General features: G+C 66.7%; 14 protein-coding genes. 9 read left to right on the forward strand and 5 right to left on the reverse strand.

Translation table 11 applies throughout. The annotated features are described in order from the left end of the window. Window positions 1-2 precede the first annotated feature (2 nt). The 4 genes from ACQR1L_RS23950 to ACQR1L_RS23965 all read left to right on the forward strand — a co-directional run bounded on the left by ACQR1L_RS23950 (window position 3) and on the right by ACQR1L_RS23965 (window position 5,072). Window positions 3-737: an ABC transporter ATP-binding protein gene (locus tag ACQR1L_RS23950; RefSeq protein ID WP_434860377.1), complete on the forward strand. Its 735-nt coding sequence runs from the start codon at window positions 3-5 to the stop codon at window positions 735-737. Further along, window positions 734-3,304, forward strand: coding sequence for an ABC transporter permease (locus tag ACQR1L_RS23955; RefSeq protein ID WP_434860378.1), 2,571 nt, complete (start codon window positions 734-736; stop codon window positions 3,302-3,304). Before ACQR1L_RS23950 ends, ACQR1L_RS23955 begins: the two co-directional genes overlap by 4 nt. A 293-nt stretch (window positions 3,305-3,597) precedes the next feature. Then, window positions 3,598-4,389, forward strand: a complete 792-nt coding sequence (locus tag ACQR1L_RS23960) for a Bax inhibitor-1/YccA family protein (RefSeq protein ID WP_250172563.1) — start codon at window positions 3,598-3,600, stop codon at window positions 4,387-4,389. A 155-nt stretch (window positions 4,390-4,544) separates the two neighbouring features. After that, window positions 4,545-5,072 (forward strand): GNAT family N-acetyltransferase, encoded by a 528-nt coding sequence (locus ACQR1L_RS23965; RefSeq protein WP_434860379.1) that lies wholly within the window; start codon window positions 4,545-4,547, stop codon window positions 5,070-5,072. Window positions 5,073-5,099: 27 nt separating this feature from the next. Here the strand turns inward: ACQR1L_RS23965 and ACQR1L_RS23970 are convergent, their stop codons facing one another. The 3 genes from ACQR1L_RS23970 to acnA all read right to left on the reverse strand — a co-directional run bounded on the left by ACQR1L_RS23970 (window position 5,100) and on the right by acnA (window position 9,613). Then, window positions 5,100-5,465, reverse strand: coding sequence for a DUF2794 domain-containing protein (locus tag ACQR1L_RS23970; RefSeq protein WP_006609304.1), 366 nt, complete (start codon window positions 5,463-5,465; stop codon window positions 5,100-5,102). Window positions 5,466-5,917: 452 nt separating this feature from the next. Continuing rightward, window positions 5,918-6,703, reverse strand: a complete 786-nt coding sequence (locus ACQR1L_RS23975) for a DUF1223 domain-containing protein (RefSeq protein ID WP_434860421.1) — start codon at window positions 6,701-6,703, stop codon at window positions 5,918-5,920. A gap of 189 nt (window positions 6,704-6,892) precedes the next feature. Further along, a complete protein-coding gene (gene acnA, locus ACQR1L_RS23980) occupies window positions 6,893-9,613 on the reverse strand; it encodes an aconitate hydratase AcnA (RefSeq protein ID WP_434860380.1) in 2,721 nt (906 codons plus the stop codon). A 223-nt stretch (window positions 9,614-9,836) separates the two neighbouring features. Between acnA and ccmA the strand changes: the two genes are divergently transcribed. The 5 genes from ccmA (at window position 9,837) to ACQR1L_RS24005 (ending at window position 12,905) form a co-directional block, all read left to right on the forward strand. Then, window positions 9,837-10,460, forward strand: coding sequence for a heme ABC exporter ATP-binding protein CcmA (gene ccmA / locus ACQR1L_RS23985; RefSeq protein ID WP_434860381.1), 624 nt, complete (start codon window positions 9,837-9,839; stop codon window positions 10,458-10,460). A gap of 133 nt (window positions 10,461-10,593) precedes the next feature. Next, window positions 10,594-11,262: a heme exporter protein CcmB gene (gene ccmB, locus ACQR1L_RS23990; protein WP_006611638.1), complete on the forward strand. Its 669-nt coding sequence runs from the start codon at window positions 10,594-10,596 to the stop codon at window positions 11,260-11,262. Window positions 11,263-11,354: 92 nt separating this feature from the next. Then, window positions 11,355-12,131 (forward strand): heme ABC transporter permease, encoded by a 777-nt coding sequence (locus tag ACQR1L_RS23995; protein WP_434860382.1) that lies wholly within the window; start codon window positions 11,355-11,357, stop codon window positions 12,129-12,131. A 1-nt stretch (window position 12,132) separates the two neighbouring features. Further along, window positions 12,133-12,312, forward strand: coding sequence for a heme exporter protein CcmD (ccmD, locus tag ACQR1L_RS24000; protein WP_434860383.1), 180 nt, complete (start codon window positions 12,133-12,135; stop codon window positions 12,310-12,312). Beyond that, window positions 12,309-12,905, forward strand: coding sequence for a DsbE family thiol:disulfide interchange protein (locus tag ACQR1L_RS24005; RefSeq protein WP_434860384.1), 597 nt, complete (start codon window positions 12,309-12,311; stop codon window positions 12,903-12,905). The genes ccmD and ACQR1L_RS24005 overlap by 4 nt, the downstream gene beginning before the upstream one ends. 241 nt (window positions 12,906-13,146) lie before the next feature. On the opposite strand, the gene ACQR1L_RS24010 is transcribed toward ACQR1L_RS24005, so the two are convergent. Together ACQR1L_RS24010 and ftsY are read right to left on the reverse strand one after the other, a co-directional pair. Further along, a complete protein-coding gene (locus ACQR1L_RS24010) occupies window positions 13,147-13,749 on the reverse strand; it encodes a septation protein A (protein WP_434860385.1) in 603 nt (200 codons plus the stop codon). Between the two features lie 85 nt (window positions 13,750-13,834). Then, window positions 13,835-14,782, reverse strand: a complete 948-nt coding sequence (gene ftsY / locus ACQR1L_RS24015) for a signal recognition particle-docking protein FtsY (protein ID WP_434860386.1) — start codon at window positions 14,780-14,782, stop codon at window positions 13,835-13,837. Window positions 14,783-14,805 lie beyond the last annotated feature (23 nt).

Consider the following 14,805-nt stretch of genomic DNA (forward strand, 5'->3'; position numbering starts at 1 on the left):
CCATGGACAGTCTCATCGAAACCTCGCGTTTGGCCGGCACTGCGCCGGACACCATTACCATCTCGAACGTCAACCTCTCGCTCGGCACCGGCGCGGCGCGGGTTCATATCCTCAAGGACATCAGCCTGCGGGTGGGACAGGGCGAGACGATCGGCCTGATCGGCCCCTCGGGATCAGGGAAGTCCACGCTGCTGATGGTGATGGCGGGGTTGGAACGTCCGGACAGCGGTCAGGTGGTGGTCAACGGCACCGCTTTCAATGCCCTCGACGAGGACGCCCTGGCCCGGTTCCGCGGCCGCCAGGTGGGCATCGTCTTCCAGTCCTTCCATCTGATCCCGACCATGACCGCGCTGGAGAACGTGGCGGTGCCGCTCGAGCTGGCCGGCCATTCCGGCGCCGCCGAGCGCGCCGCCCGCGAGCTGGAGCAGGTCGGGCTCGGCCACCGGCTGCATCACTATCCGACGCAACTGTCCGGCGGCGAGCAGCAGCGCGTGGCGCTAGCCCGCGCGCTGGCGCCAGATCCCGCGATCCTGGTCGCGGACGAGCCAACCGGCAATCTCGACGAGTCGACCGGGCGGCAGATCGTCGACCTGCTGTTCACCAAGCATGCCGAGCGCGGCATGACCTTGGTGCTGGTGACCCATGACAGCGGCCTCGCGCACCGCTGCGACCGCGTGGTGCGGCTGCGTTCGGGCCGGATCGAGGCTGACGGCGCGCACGAGCCCGCCGACGCATGAGCACGATGGCTGAGCCGATCCCTGGCCGTCGCATGGCGGCGCTTCCCGTGCGCTACGCCTTGCGGGAGCTGCGCGGCGGCTTGCGCGGTTTCTACGTCTTCATCGCCTGCATCGCGCTCGGCGTGCTCGCCATCGCCGGCGTCGGCTCGGTGGCGGCGAGCCTCAACGACGGGCTGGTCCGCGAGGGCCGGACCTTGCTGGGCGGCGATGTCGCCTTCTCGCTGTTTCAGCGCGAGGCCAAGCCGGAGGAGATCGCCTTCCTGCGCCAACGCGGCCAGGTCTCGCTGGCGCCCACGTTGCGCGCCATGGTGCGCGCGGGCGATTCCAAGCTGGCGCTGGTCGAGCTCAAGGCCGTCGACAACGCCTATCCGCTGCTGGGCAAGGCCGAGATGCAGCCCGATCTGCCGCTCGCCGACATCCTGGCCGAGCGCGACGGCATCTTTGGCGCCGCCGCCGATCCGGCGCTCCTGGCGCGGCTCGACCTCAAGGTCGGCGACATCGTCAACATCGACACGGTCCGCTTCCAGATCCGCAGCGCGCTGCAGGCCGAGCCGGACAAGCTGTCCGGCGGCATCGGCCTCGGGCCGCGCTTCCTCGTCAGCGAAGCCGGCCTGCGTGCCACGCCGCTGCTGCAGCCAGGCAGCCTGGTGCGCTGGACCTACCGGGTCCGGCTGCCCGACAACGCCACCGACGACCGCGCCGCCGCGTCCTTCATCGCCGACACCCGCCAGACGCTGCCGTCGGCAGGCTGGGAAATCCGCAGCCGCAGCAACGCCTCGCCGCAGCTGGAGCGGACGATCGGCCGCTTCACGCAGTTCCTGACCCTGGTCGGCCTCGCCGCACTCCTGGTCGGCGGCGTCGGCGTCGCCAATGCGGTGAAGAGCCATGTCGACCGCCGTACCGAGGTGATCGCGGCCTTCAAGGCGCTCGGCGCCACCAGCCGTGACGTGTTCGGCATCTATCTCGTGCAGGTGATGGTGCTGGCGACGATCGGTTCGATCATCGGACTCTGCGCCGGCGCTGCCCTGCCCTTCGCCATCGTCGGCCTGTTCGGCAAGATCCTGCCGCTGCCGGTGATCCCGGCTGTCCATCCGGACGAGCTGGCGCTGTCGTTCCTCTACGGCCTGCTGACCGCACTGGCGTTCGCTCTGTGGCCGCTCGGGCGCGTCCGCGACGTGCCGGTGGCGGCGCTGTTCCGCGAGGCGGTCATCGCCGAATGGCACCGGCCGCGCTGGAGCTATCTGGCGCTGATTGCCGGTACGGTCGCGCTGCTGATCGCGGTCGTCGTCGGCCTGTCCTACGACAAGAAGATCGCCGCGGTGTTCGTGCTCGCCGCCGCTTTGGTGTTCGTGCTGTTGCGCGGGATCGCGGCTGTCGTGATGGCAATCGCGCGGGCCGTGCCGCGCAGCCGCTTCCCAATGCTGCGGCTCGCCGTCAGCAACATCTACCGCCCCGGCGCGCTGACACCGTCGGTGGTGCTGTCGCTCGGACTGGGGCTCGCGGTGCTGGTCACCATCACCCAGATCGACGGCAATCTCAGGCGGCAATTTTTGGCGCAGCTGCCGGAGCAGGCGCCGTCGTTCTTCTTCATCGACGTGCCCTCCGGCGACGCCGACCGCTTCCGGGACTTCCTCAAGGGTCTCGCGCCGCAATCCACCGTCGACAACGTGCCGATGCTGCGCGGCCGGATCGTCTCCGCGCGCGGCGTGCGCGCCGAGGACCTCAAGGCGACCGCCGACACCGAATGGGTGCTGCAGAGCGATCGCGGCCTGACTTATACGGGCGAGATCCCGAAGGGCTCGAAGGTCGTCGAAGGCGAATGGTGGGGCGACAATTACAGCGGCCCGCCGCTGGTCTCGATCGAGAAGCGGATCGCCGATGGACTCGGGCTCAAGCTCGGCGACGACATCGTCGTCAACGTGCTCGGGCGCGACATCACGGCGAAGATCGGCAACATGCGGACGATCGACTGGCAGGGCATGGGCATCAATTTCGTGCTGGTGTTCTCGCCGAATGCGTTCAAGGGCGCGCCCCACACGCACGTCGCCACATTGACCGAGGCTCGCTCCGATGCCGCCGAGGACGCTCGCGTCATCCGCAAGGTGGCCGACGCCTTCCCGATGGTGACCAGCGTGCGGGTCCGCGAGGTGATGGAGACGGTGGGATCGGTCGTCTCCAACCTCGCACTGGCCATCCGCGGCGCCAGCGCGGTGACGTTGATCTCGGCCATCCTCGTGCTGGGCGGTGCGCTCGCCGCCGGACATCGCCATCGAGTCTACGACGCCGTCATCCTGAAGACGCTGGGCGCCACGCGGCTGCGCCTGCTCGGCGCCTACGCGCTCGAATATCTGATGATCGGATTTGCCACCGCGGCGTTCGGCGTGATCGCAGGCTCCGTCTCCGCCTGGCTGATCGTGACGCGGCTGATGACGTTGAGCTTCGCCTGGCAGGCCGGCAGCGCCGCGCTGGTCGTGCTCGCCGCGCTGGTGGTGACTGTGGGTCTCGGCCTCGCCGGCACGCTGCTAGCGCTCAACCAGAAGCCGGCAACGGTTCTGAGGAACCTTTAGGCCCCGGACGTTCGTGCCATTGTGCGTTCATGCCGCACGGTTAACGGGATTTTCACGGCGCAAACGCGCGCGGAGCGACATTCAGCCGCGCGTGGAAGCTTGCAGCAAATATGCTAGTTTCCCATTTAGGGAATGGGCTCAGAAGGCTGCCAAAGAGATCTGCCAAAAGATGGCGAATTTGCCGATGACGCAAATTTAATATCGATGGCAGCTTTGATGAGATAGGGTTTTTCGAGAACCGGCTGAAGGTCCTGCCAGGACCGGAGCGCCGGGCAACCAACGGGAATTCGACCATGTCGGACCTAGACCGCAACTATGCTTCACCCTTTGGCCGGGTGGCCGGGCGCGCCGATGCCGCGACCGTCGACGCCGGTCTGCGCGCCTACATGCTGCGCATCTACAATTACATGAGCATCGGCCTGGCCATCACCGGCCTCGCGGCACTCGGCGTCTACATGGCGTCGGTGACCGGCGATCCGGCGGCCGGCGTGTTCAAGTTCGGCAACGCCTATCTGACGCAGTTCGGCTACGCGATGTTCGTGAGCCCGCTGAAATGGCTGTTCATCCTGGCCCCGCTGGTCATGGTGTTCGCGATCTCGGCCGGCATCAACCGCCTCGCGCCGTCGACCGCGCAGATCCTGTTCTGGGTGTTCTCGGCCTTGATGGGCATCTCGCTGTCGTCGATCTTCCTGGTGTACACCCACACCTCGATCGTGCGGGTGTTCTTCATCACCGCGGCGACGTTCGGCGCGCTCAGCCTGTACGGCTACACGACCAAGCGTGACATGACGGGCATGGGCTCGTTCCTGTTCATGGGCCTGATCGGCATCGTGCTGGCGAGCCTCGTGAACCTGTTCCTGGCGAGCTCGATGCTGCAGTTCATCGTGTCGGTGATCGGCGTGTTCGTGTTCGCCGGCCTGACCGCCTGGGACACCCAGCGCCTGAAGAACGAGTACATCTACGGCTACGCCTCCGCGGGCGGCGACATCGCCGAGCGCGCAGCGATCACCGGCGCCCTGTCGCTGTACTTGAACTTCATCAACCTGTTCACGCTGCTGCTGCAGCTCCTCGGACAGCGCGACTGATCCATCCGCTCGCAACACGAGCGACCTTCGAAGCCCCGGCCTCAGCGCCGGGGCTTTTCGTTTGTCCAGACGACTGAGAGCATGGCTCGCGCCGGGAGCGGCAGCCATGCTGCGACGATGTTGATCGGCTGCTTCGCCCTGGTATTGTTCCACCCATGTCCGACATCGAGATCCGGCCCACCCAGGAGGCCGACCTTCCCGCCATCACCGCCATTTACGGCCAGGCCGTCCGCGAGGGCACAGCCACCTTCGAGCTCGACCCGCCGGATCTGGCGGAGATGACCCGGCGCTTCCGGGCGCTGAGCGACAGCGGCTTCCCCTATTTCGCCGCCCTTCTGGACGGCGACGTGGTGGGCTATGCCTATGCCGGACCTTACCGTCCGCGCCCCGCCTATCGCTTCACGGTCGAGAACTCGGTCTATCTCGCTCCGGCCAGCCAGCGCCGCGGGATCGGGATGCGGTTGATGCGGGCCTTGATCGAGGCGTGCGAGGAGCGCGGCTTCCGCCAGATGATCGCCGTCATCGGCGACTCCGCCAATGCCGGCTCGGTCGGGCTGCACACCGCCTGCGGTTTCGAGATGATCGGCACCCATCCGAGTGTCGGCCTGAAATTCGGCCGCTGGCTCGATACGGTCATGATGCAGCGGCCGCTTGGCACCGGCAGCAGCGACGTCCCGGCCTAGGTAACCTCGATCAGCGGGAGAGACGGCTCAGACCAGCGCCGGCTTCGGCGCGATCGCCAGCAGCACCCGCTCCAGCTCGTGGCCGCGGCGCAGGATCAGGCCGGTCGCCGAAATCACGCTGTACATGCCCTGCTTGCGGGCCAGCCGCGGGTCTTTCTCGATACGGTAGAGAGGCACCTCGGACGCCCGGCGGAAGACCGAGAACACGGCCCGGTCGCGCAGGAAGTCGATCGAGTAGTCGCGCCATTCGCCATCGGCGACCATGCGACCATAGAGATTGAGGATGCGGTTCAGCTCGAGGCGGTCGAACGTCACCCGGGTCGGCGCTGCGGCCGCGTTGCGCGCCGCCGCGCGATTCTCGCTGGGGTCGGCATCCTCCGGGGTGAGGTTCATGAGCGTCCTCCTGTCATCCGTGTGACATGATCGCGCCAACCGGCGGAAGCCGCAAGGGGCCGTTTTCATTATCGAACTTCGCGGCGTCTGCGTCGAACGCGAGTTCCACGAACACGCAGGCGTCACGGGATCGTTAGCGGAATCATAATCGCGCCGCGTTTCCGCCTACGGACCGCCCCCGATCCTGGGCATAAGATTCGTGTGCGTTGGCCCGGTCCTTTCGGTTCCGGATTCCTCAGCCCCCAGCCCCCCGGGGTCGTCAGGATCGGGTCTATTCACAAGTAAGGCAAAGGGCCAACGCAAGTTGGTCCTTTTGCTTTTTGGCGCGAGCCCATGGATCGAGCCAATGGATCGAGCCAATGGCTTGATGCTGTGATGCGGACCGGCCGCCGCGGAGGGACCGGAAGCCTTCCGCAGGCGGAAGAGCTTGCAAAGATGATCGGGGAAAGGTCTCAGCGCTCGGGAGCGCGCGCCGTCGCCGACGCCCGGCTCACCAGCGGCGGCAGATCGGAAAGGGCAGCGCCGAGCATCAGACCCGGCCGGTCGCGGCTGCCGTCCTGCAGATAGACCACGGCGCCATCGACGCCCTCACGGGCGATCTTGTCGAGCGGAACGCTCCAGTTCATCGGCGACCCATTCCAGTCGCCCAGCTTCATCAAGCCACGGACCACGTTGTAATAGGTGAGCTCCCGGCCGCCATTCTCGCCGCGCGCGACCTGGATCGGGACGACGCGCGCAATCGAGCCGACCCAGACCTCACCATGCTTGCGCGGCGCGTGCTCGCCGGCAGCGGCCACCGCCACTGTGAGCTCCTGGCCCTCGATCGACAGGCTGACCGGGACCGACATCACCGCGCCACCTCGGGCCGTTTCCTCGATCGCCCCTTCGATCGCGTCGCGATCGCTGCCGATCACATGCACGGAGCCGTTGACCACCGCCTGCGGGGTGTAGACCTCACGGTCGCCGCGCGCCCGCGAATAGGCGCGCTGCCGCGCCGTGAAGCGGGAATCGGCCAGCGTGTCCTTCCAGCCGAGATAGTCCCAGTAATCGATCGGCAGGGACAGCGCGATGATGGTGGGATCGCGCGCGAGGTCGCCGAGCACCTTGTCGGCCGGCGGACAGGACGAGCAGCCCTGCGACGTGAAGAGTTCGATCACCGCACGCGGGTCGGCAGCCGCCGGCCGGACGAAGGCAATGACCGCACAGACACCCAGCGCCGCGCGCGACCACCACGACATCTGTCCACTCATCGCCACTGTCCCGTCTGGACCACCGTCCGCTGCGCCCTAGCGCATCACCCTATCCGCGATGCCGTCCTCGTAGTTAACAAACCGAAAATGCAAAGGAGGCGGCCCTTGTCATAGGCCGCCTCCTTCATCACCCGCTACTCACTTCAGAGTGAGCCAAACTGTCGCATCGCGCTGTGGTTAAGCGGCGAGCTTGCGCAGCACGTAGTGCAGGATGCCGCCGTTGCGGTAGTAGTCCAGCTCGTCCAGCGTATCGATCCGGCAGAGCAGCGGCACCTGCTGCGCCGCACCGTTGGCCGAGATGATCTCGGCGGTCAGGGTCTGGCGCGGCTTCAAGTCGCCCTGGAGGCCCTTGATGGTGACCTTCTCGTCGCCCTTCAGGCCCAGCGACGACCACGACGTGCCTTCCTGGAAGGTGAGCGGCAGCACGCCCATGCCGACCAGGTTCGAGCGGTGGATGCGCTCGAAGCTCTGGCAGATCACGGCGCGGACGCCGAGCAGGCGGGTACCCTTGGCGGCCCAGTCACGCGACGAACCGTTGCCGTATTCGGCGCCGGCGAACACCACCAGCGGCACGCCCTCTTCCTGGTACTTCATGGCGGCGTCGTAGATCGACATCTGCTCGCCGTCGGGCCAGTGCTTGGTCAGGCCGCCCTCGGGGATGTTGCCATCGGCGCCCTTGAGCATGAAGTTCTTGATGCGGATGTTGGCGAAGGTGCCGCGCATCATGATCTCGTGATTGCCGCGGCGGGTGCCGTACTGGTTGAAGTCGGCCGGGCGGACCTGGTGCTCGCTGAGGAACTTGCCGGCGGGCGAGGTCAGCTTGATCGAACCGGCCGGCGAGATGTGGTCGGTGGTGATCTTGTCGCCGAACAGCGCCAGCACGCGGGCCTCGACGATGTCCTTGATCGGCTCCGGCTCCTTCTTCATGCCCTCGAAATACGGCGGGTTCTGCACGTAGGTTGACGACATGTTCCAGCGATAGGTCTCGCTCTCGACGGTCTTGATCTTGCGCCAATTGGTGTCGCCCTTGAACACGTCGGCGTAGCGCTTCTTGAAGATCGACGCCTTGACGAACTTCTTGACGAAGTCATTGACCTCCTTCGTCGTCGGCCAGATGTCCTTCAGGTAGACCGGCTTCTTGTCCTTGCCGATGCCGATCGGCTCGACCGCGAGGTCCTTGGTCACGGTGCCGGCGAGCGCGTAGGCGACGACCAGCGGCGGCGAGGCCAGATAGTTGGCCTGCACGTCCGGCGAGACGCGGCCTTCGAAATTGCGGTTGCCCGACAGCACGGCCGCCGCGACGACGCCATTGTCGTTGATGGACTTCGAGATCTCTTCCGGCAGCGGGCCTGAGTTGCCGATGCAGGTGGTGCAGCCGAAGCCGACCAGGTTGAAGCCGACCTTGTCGAGGTCCTTCTGCAGGCCGGAGTTCGCGAGGTACTCGGCAACCACCTGGCTGCCCGGGGCGAGCGAGGTCTTCACCCACGGCTTGGCCTTGAGGCCCTTGGCGGCGGCGTTGCGGGCCAGCAGGCCGGCGCCGATCAGCACGCTCGGGTTCGAGGTGTTGGTGCAGGAGGTGATGGCGGCAATGACGACGTCGCCATGGCCGATGTCGAAGTCCTTGCCCTCGACCGGGAAGCGCTGCTCGGCGGCATCCGGCTTCTTGTACTCACCGGCCAGCGCGGTCGCGAAGCCCTCGGCCACCGCGGGGAGCGCGATGCGGCCCTCGGGACGCTTCGGACCGGCCATCGACGGCACGACGTCGCCGAGGTCGAGATTCAGCGTCTCGGTGAACACCGGATCGGGCGACTTGGCGGTGCGGAACAGGCCCTGCGCCTTGGCATAGGCTTCGACCAGCGCGACGCGCGGACCCTTGCGGCCGGAGGTCTTGAGATAGTCGATCGTGGCAGTGTCGACCGGGAAGAAGCCGCAGGTCGCGCCGTATTCGGGGGCCATGTTGGCGATGGTCGACTTGTCGGCGACCGAGAGGTGATCGAGGCCGGGGCCGAAGAACTCGACGAACTTGCCGACGACGCCGAGCTTGCGCAGCATCTGGGTGACGGTCAGCACCAGGTCGGTGGCGGTGACGCCTTCCTTCAGCGCGCCGGTCAGCTTGAAGCCGACGACGTCAGGCAGCAGCATCGACAGCGGCTGGCCGAGCATGCAGGCCTCGGCCTCGATGCCGCCGACGCCCCAGCCGAGCACGGCGAGACCATTGACCATGGTGGTGTGCGAATCGGTGCCGACCAGCGAGTCCGGATAGGCGACCTCGAAGGTGCCCTTGGTCCGGCCGATCGTCATCTTCTCCTTCTTGGTCCAGACCGTCTGCGCCAGGTATTCGAGGTTGACCTGGTGGCAGATGCCGGTGCCCGGAGGCACGACGGAGAAGTTCGAGAACGCCTTCTGGCCCCACTTCAGGAACTCGTAGCGCTCCTGGTTCTGCTTGTACTCCTCGGCGACGTTCTTGCCGAACGCCTTGTTGTCACCGAAGTAGTTCACGATCACCGAGTGGTCGATGACGAGGTCGACCGGGACCAACGGGTTGATCTTCTCGGCGTCGCCGCCGAGCGCCTGCATGGCATTGCGCATCGCGGCGAGGTCGACGACGGCGGGCACACCGGTGAAATCCTGCATCAGCACGCGCGCCGGGCGGAAGGCGATCTCGTGCTCCAGCGACTTCTTGCGCAGCCATTTCGACACCGCGACGATGTCGTCCTTGGTGACGGTGCGGCCGTCCTCGTTGCGCAAGAGGTTCTCGAGCAGCACCTTCATCGAGTACGGCAGCTTCGAGATGTCCTTGAGACCGTTCTTCTCGGCTGTGGGCAAGCTGTAATAGATGTAGCTCTTCGTTCCGACCTTGAGGGTCTTGCGACACTTGAAGCTGTCGAGCGAGGTCATGCGTGGGAATCCCAATTGATCTGTATACCCTGAGGGGGTATTTTCGAACCGTCAGCGCGAGGCGCCGGATGGCTTGCAGCGGGCGATTGTGTGCTGCATCAAGGTCGGGCTTATAGAAGCTTTCTAACTGCGTCGCTACAGAGACAATCAAGTCCCGGCGTGGCATCACCCACAAATTCTCGCACGCTAGCCATCAATTTCGTAAGGGCTGTCACGACGCGCCATGCAGCAGTCTCCACCACCGTCTCCGAGGCTGTTCGGACAAGACGTCAGATGCGTGCGCGGCGGCCGCGAGGTGTTTGCCGGCCTTGCCTTCGAGGCCCGCGCGGGCGAGGCGCTGGCCGTGACGGGGCACAATGGCGCGGGCAAGACCTCACTGCTGCGGCTGATCGCGGGGCTGTTGCTGCCGGCCGGCGGCACCATCGCCATCGAGGGCGGCGAGGGCGAGCTGACGGTGCCAGAGCAGGCGCATTATCTCGGCCACCGCGACGCGCTGAAGCCGGCGCTCAGCGTGCGCGAGAACCTGACGTTCTGGGCCGACTTCCTCGGCGGCGGAATGACGCGGCCAATTCCGGATTGCCTGGCCGCCGTCGGCATCGCCCACGCGATCGATCTGCCGGCGGGCTATCTCTCCGCCGGCCAGCGCCGCCGCCTGTCCCTGGCCCGCCTGCTGGCGGTGCCCCGCCTGCTCTGGCTGCTCGACGAGCCCACCGCGGCACTCGATGTCACCGGCCAGGCGATGTTCGCAGGCCTGATGCGCGAGCATCTCGCCGGCGGCGGCCTGATCGTCGCAGCCACGCATGGCCCGCTGGGCATCGACACGCGAGAGCTGCGGATTGGAAATTGAGCTGATGTTCATGGGACAGGCAACTCTCCGCCAAGGCATCGCTGCGCTCCCCTCCCCCTTGCGGGGAGGGGAGCGCAGCCAGCTCGGAGCAGCAGGATCGCTCCCAAGCATTTCTCCGGAAGGCCCACTCCGCATGACCGCCCTCGGTGCCCTCATCCGCCGCGACATCCGGATCGCGCTGCGCATCGGCGGCGGTGCGCTGATCGGCGTGCTGTTCTTCCTCACCGTCGTCGTGCTGATGCCGTTCGCCGTCGGCCCCGACCTCGCCCTGCTTACCCGCCTCGGCCCGGCCATTCTCTGGCTCGGCGCCCTGCTCGCCAGCCTGCTGACGCTCGACCGGCTGTTCACCGCCGACCACGAGGACGGCTCGCTCGACCTGATCATCATGAGCCGGACGCCGCTGGAGCTCGCCTGCGCCGCGAAGGCGCTCGCGCATTGGCTCGCCGCCGGGCTGCCGCTGGTGATCGCGACCCCCGTGCTCGGCCTGCTGCTCAACCTCGATGCCACCGCCACCGGCGCCGTCGCACTGACCCTGCTCGCCGGCACGCCGGCGCTGACCTTCATCGGCATGATCGGCGCGGCCCTTGCGGTGACGATGTCGCGCGGCGGCCTGCTGCTGGCCGTTCTGGTCCTGCCGCTGTCCATTCCGGTCCTGATCTTCGGCGTCGCAGCGTCGCAGGCTGCCATTGTCGGCCCGCTGCCGTTCGGGGCGCCGTTCTCGATCCTCTGCGCGCTGTCGCTGGTCAGCTTCGTGATCGGCCCGTTCGCGGCTGCAACCAGCCTGCGCAACGGCCTGGACTAACGGAACACCGGCGGGGTTTGACCACGATCAACTCTTGCCGAGCTATGCCGTGCTGATGGACTGCAACCGCTTCCGCCTTTAACAAGGTTTTCATGTCGCTGATCGACCTCGCCAATCCGACCAGGTTCCTTGCGCTCGCCGCGCGGCTCTTGCCGTGGCTGGCGCTGGTCACCGTCGTGCTGCTGGGCGCCGGCCTGTATCTGTCGGCGCTCGCGCCGGACGACTACCAGCAGGGCGCGACCGTCAAGATCATGTTCATCCACGTGCCCAATGCGTGGCTGTCGATGTTCGTCTGGGGCGTCATGAGCATCGCCTCGCTCGGCACCCTGGTGTGGCGGCATCCGCTTGCCGACGTCGCCGCCAAGGCGGCCGCGCCGATCGGCGCCAGCTTCACCTTCCTCGCCCTGCTCACCGGCTCGCTGTGGGGCCGGCCGATGTGGGGCACCTATTGGGAATGGGACGCGCGGCTGACCTCGGTGCTGATCCTGTTCCTGATGTATCTCGGCCTGATGGCGCTGTGGCGTTCGGTCGAGGATCCGACCCGCGCGGCACGCGCCGCCGCCGTGCTGACCTTGGTCGGCGCCATCAACCTGCCGATCATCAAGTTCTCGGTCGACTGGTGGAATACGCTGCATCAGCCGGCCTCGGTGATGCGCATGGGCGGCCCGGCACTCGACAAGTCGTTCCTGATCCCGCTGCTGGTGATGGCGATCGGTTTCTCGTTCCTGTTCGTCACCCTGCATGTCGCCGCGATGCGCAACGAGATCCTGCGCCGGCGCGTGCGCAGCCTGCAGATGATGCAGGCGCGCGCCTACCCGGGCAGTGCGCCATCGGGCGGCACGACCAGCCAGGCCGTGGGAGCGACGTGAGATGGACCTCGGCCCCTACACCTCCTTCATCGCCACCTCCTATCTCGCCGCAGCGCTGGTCGTCGTGCTGCTGATCGCCTGGATCGCGATCGACTACCGCACCCAGAAGGCGCGACTGCGCGCGCTCGAGGAGAGCGGCATCAGCCGCCGCTCCGGCCGCGCCGCCACGGACACACCATGACCGACCAGACCGCCCCCGAGGCCGCGCCGCGCCGGCGCTCGCTGTTGATGCTGCTGCCGCTCGTGATGTTTCTCGGGCTGGCGGCGCTGTTCTGGTTCCGGCTCGGCAATGGCGATCCCTCGCGGATTCCATCGGCGCTGATCGGCCGTCCCGCGCCGAGCACGCCGCTGCCGGCTCTCCCCGAGCTCGCCAAGGACGGCACGGCTGTGCCCGGGCTCGATCCGGCCGTGCTCAAGGGCAAGGTCAGCATCGTCAACGTCTGGGCCTCCTGGTGCGTGCCCTGCCACGACGAGGCGCCGCTGCTGGTCGACCTCGGCCGCGACAAGCGCTTCCAGATCATCGGCATCAACTACAAGGACGGCGCCGACAACGCCCGCCGCTTCCTCGGCCGCTACGGCAATCCCTATGACGTCGTCGGCGTCGACGGCAACGGCCGCGCCGGCATCGAATGGGGCGTCTACGGCGTGCCGGAGACGTTCGTGGTGGGGCGTGAGGGCACCATCGTCTACAAGCTGGTCGGCCCGATCACGGCGCAGAATATCGACGCCGTGCTGAAGCCGGAGATCGAGAAGGCGCTGAAGACGGGCGGTTAGTCGGCCCACCGTGCAAGCGATGCTGCGCTGACGGCGGACTCCGAATCGAAATGTCGGCCCCGCTCTTTCCTCCCGTCATTCCGGGGCGGCGCGAAGCGACGAGCCCGGAATCCATAGCCACGAGCGGTCATGTGGCGAAGACCAGCGCCACGACCATCTCGCGTCCTATGCTGTTTCGTGGCTATGGATTCCGGGCTCGCGCCGCTACGCGGCGCGCCCCGGAATGACGGCTCTGAGAAAGCTACCCCTTGCTCACATCCCCTTCCGCCGCATCGCTGGCGGCCAGCGAGGCCGGGTCCTGGTGGTAGCGCTTGATCAGCGGCATCTGGGCGATGGCGAAGATCATGGTCAGCGGCAGCACGCCGAAGGCCTTGAAGCCGACCCAGAAGTCCGTGCTCTGGGTCCGCCAGATGATCTCGTTCAGCACCGCCATCGCGGCGAAGAACAGCGCCCAGCGGAAGGTCAGGATACGCCAGCCCGCGGGCGTCAGATTGAACACCTGATCGAACATGATGGCGATGAAGGAGCGGTTGAACAGCAGCCCGCCGCCGAGCACGGCCGCGAACAGGCCGTAGATGATGGTCGGCTTGACCTTGATGAAGGTCTCGTCGTGCAGCACCAGCGTCAACGTGCCGAACACGATCACGACGACGGCGGTGACCAGCGCCATCAGCGGAATGTGCTTCGTCACCACATAGGACGCGATCAGCGCCGCGATGATCGCGACCATGAAGGCGCCGGTCGCGGCGAACAGATTGAACTTGGCGTTGACGACGAAGAAGACGATCAGCGGACCGAGTTCGGTGGCCAGCTTGAACAGCGGATGCGGCTGGGTCTTGTCCATTCCATGTCCTGTTGGCTGTCGTCAGCGGCGACGCAGCTGGTCCCGTGGTCTTCGATTCGCAACACGCCGGAGCGGCGCAGCGACATCAATCCTCGATGCCGGCGATCGCCCGCGCGAAATCCTTGGCGGCGAACGGCTGCAGATCCTCGACGCCTTCGCCGACGCCGATGAAGTGCACCGGCAATTTGAACTTCTCCGACAGCGCCACGAGGATGCCGCCGCGCGCGGTGCCGTCGAGCTTGGTCATCACCAGGCCCGTGACGCCAGCCGTACGATGGAACGCCTCGACCTGCGACAGCGCATTTTGTCCCACGGTGGCGTCGAGCACGAGCAGCACCGCATGCGGCGCCGAGGCGTCGACCTTGCGAATGACGCGCACGACCTTTTCGAGCTCGTTCATCAGCTCGGCCTTGTTCTGCAGCCGGCCGGCGGTATCGATCAGCAGGATGTCGCGCCCCTGCTCCTTGGCGGCAGTAATGGCGGTAAAGGCGAGGCTTGCGGAATCCGAGCCTTGCGCGCCGGCGATCACGGGTGCCCTGGTGCGCTCGCCCCAGACCTTGAGCTGCTCGATGGCGGCGGCGCGGAACGTGTCGCCCGCGGCCAGCATCACCTGCTTGCCTTCGGAGGCGAATTTCTGCGCCAGCTTGCCGATGGTCGTGGTCTTGCCGGAGCCGTTGACGCCGACGACAAGAATGACGAACGGCTTGTGGCCGGACTCGATCGTGAGCGGCTTCGCCACCGGCACCAGCACCTTCTCGACCTCGGTCGCGACGACGGATTTCACCTCGTCGGCACTGATCGCCTTGTCGTAGCGCCCGGCGCCGACGGCCTCGGCGATCCGCGCGGCTACGCTGGTGCCGAGATCGGCGCGCAGGAGCACGTCCTCGATGTCGTCGAGCATCGCGCGGTCGAGCTTGCGCTTGGTGACGAGATCGGCCACGGCGGTGCCGAGCGCGCCGGAGGTGCGCTTCAGGCCGTCCGATAGCCGCCGCCACCACGACCGCTTGGGTGTTTCGGAGGTGGTATCGTTCATGGCGTGGTGTTAGCCCTTTCCTC

It is taken from the genome of Bradyrhizobium sp. HKCCYLR20261 (assembly GCF_051168435.1).
In the GTDB taxonomy this organism is placed as follows: domain Bacteria; phylum Pseudomonadota; class Alphaproteobacteria; order Rhizobiales; family Xanthobacteraceae; genus Bradyrhizobium.

Bases quoted from the DNA above. Each gene is read 5' to 3' on its own strand.
- ACQR1L_RS23950 (WP_434860377.1), top strand. From the start codon at position 3: ATGGACAGTCTCATCGAAACCTCGCGTTTGGCCGGCACTGCGCCGGAC.
- ACQR1L_RS23955 (WP_434860378.1), top strand. From the start codon at position 734: ATGAGCACGATGGCTGAGCCGATCCCTGGCCGTCGCATGGCGGCGCTT.
- ACQR1L_RS23960 (WP_250172563.1), top strand. From the start codon at position 3,598: ATGTCGGACCTAGACCGCAACTATGCTTCACCCTTTGGCCGGGTGGCC.
- ACQR1L_RS23965 (WP_434860379.1), top strand. From the start codon at position 4,545: ATGTCCGACATCGAGATCCGGCCCACCCAGGAGGCCGACCTTCCCGCC.
- ACQR1L_RS23970 (WP_006609304.1), bottom strand. From the start codon at position 5,465: ATGAACCTCACCCCGGAGGATGCCGACCCCAGCGAGAATCGCGCGGCG.
- ACQR1L_RS23975 (WP_434860421.1), bottom strand. From the start codon at position 6,703: ATGTCGTGGTGGTCGCGCGCGGCGCTGGGTGTCTGTGCGGTCATTGCC.
- acnA (WP_434860380.1), bottom strand. From the start codon at position 9,613: ATGACCTCGCTCGACAGCTTCAAGTGTCGCAAGACCCTCAAGGTCGGA.
- ccmA (WP_434860381.1), top strand. From the start codon at position 9,837: ATGCAGCAGTCTCCACCACCGTCTCCGAGGCTGTTCGGACAAGACGTC.
- ccmB (WP_006611638.1), top strand. From the start codon at position 10,594: ATGACCGCCCTCGGTGCCCTCATCCGCCGCGACATCCGGATCGCGCTG.
- ACQR1L_RS23995 (WP_434860382.1), top strand. From the start codon at position 11,355: ATGTCGCTGATCGACCTCGCCAATCCGACCAGGTTCCTTGCGCTCGCC.
- ccmD (WP_434860383.1), top strand. From the start codon at position 12,133: ATGGACCTCGGCCCCTACACCTCCTTCATCGCCACCTCCTATCTCGCC.
- ACQR1L_RS24005 (WP_434860384.1), top strand. From the start codon at position 12,309: ATGACCGACCAGACCGCCCCCGAGGCCGCGCCGCGCCGGCGCTCGCTG.
- ACQR1L_RS24010 (WP_434860385.1), bottom strand. From the start codon at position 13,749: ATGGACAAGACCCAGCCGCATCCGCTGTTCAAGCTGGCCACCGAACTC.
- ftsY (WP_434860386.1), bottom strand. From the start codon at position 14,782: ATGAACGATACCACCTCCGAAACACCCAAGCGGTCGTGGTGGCGGCGG.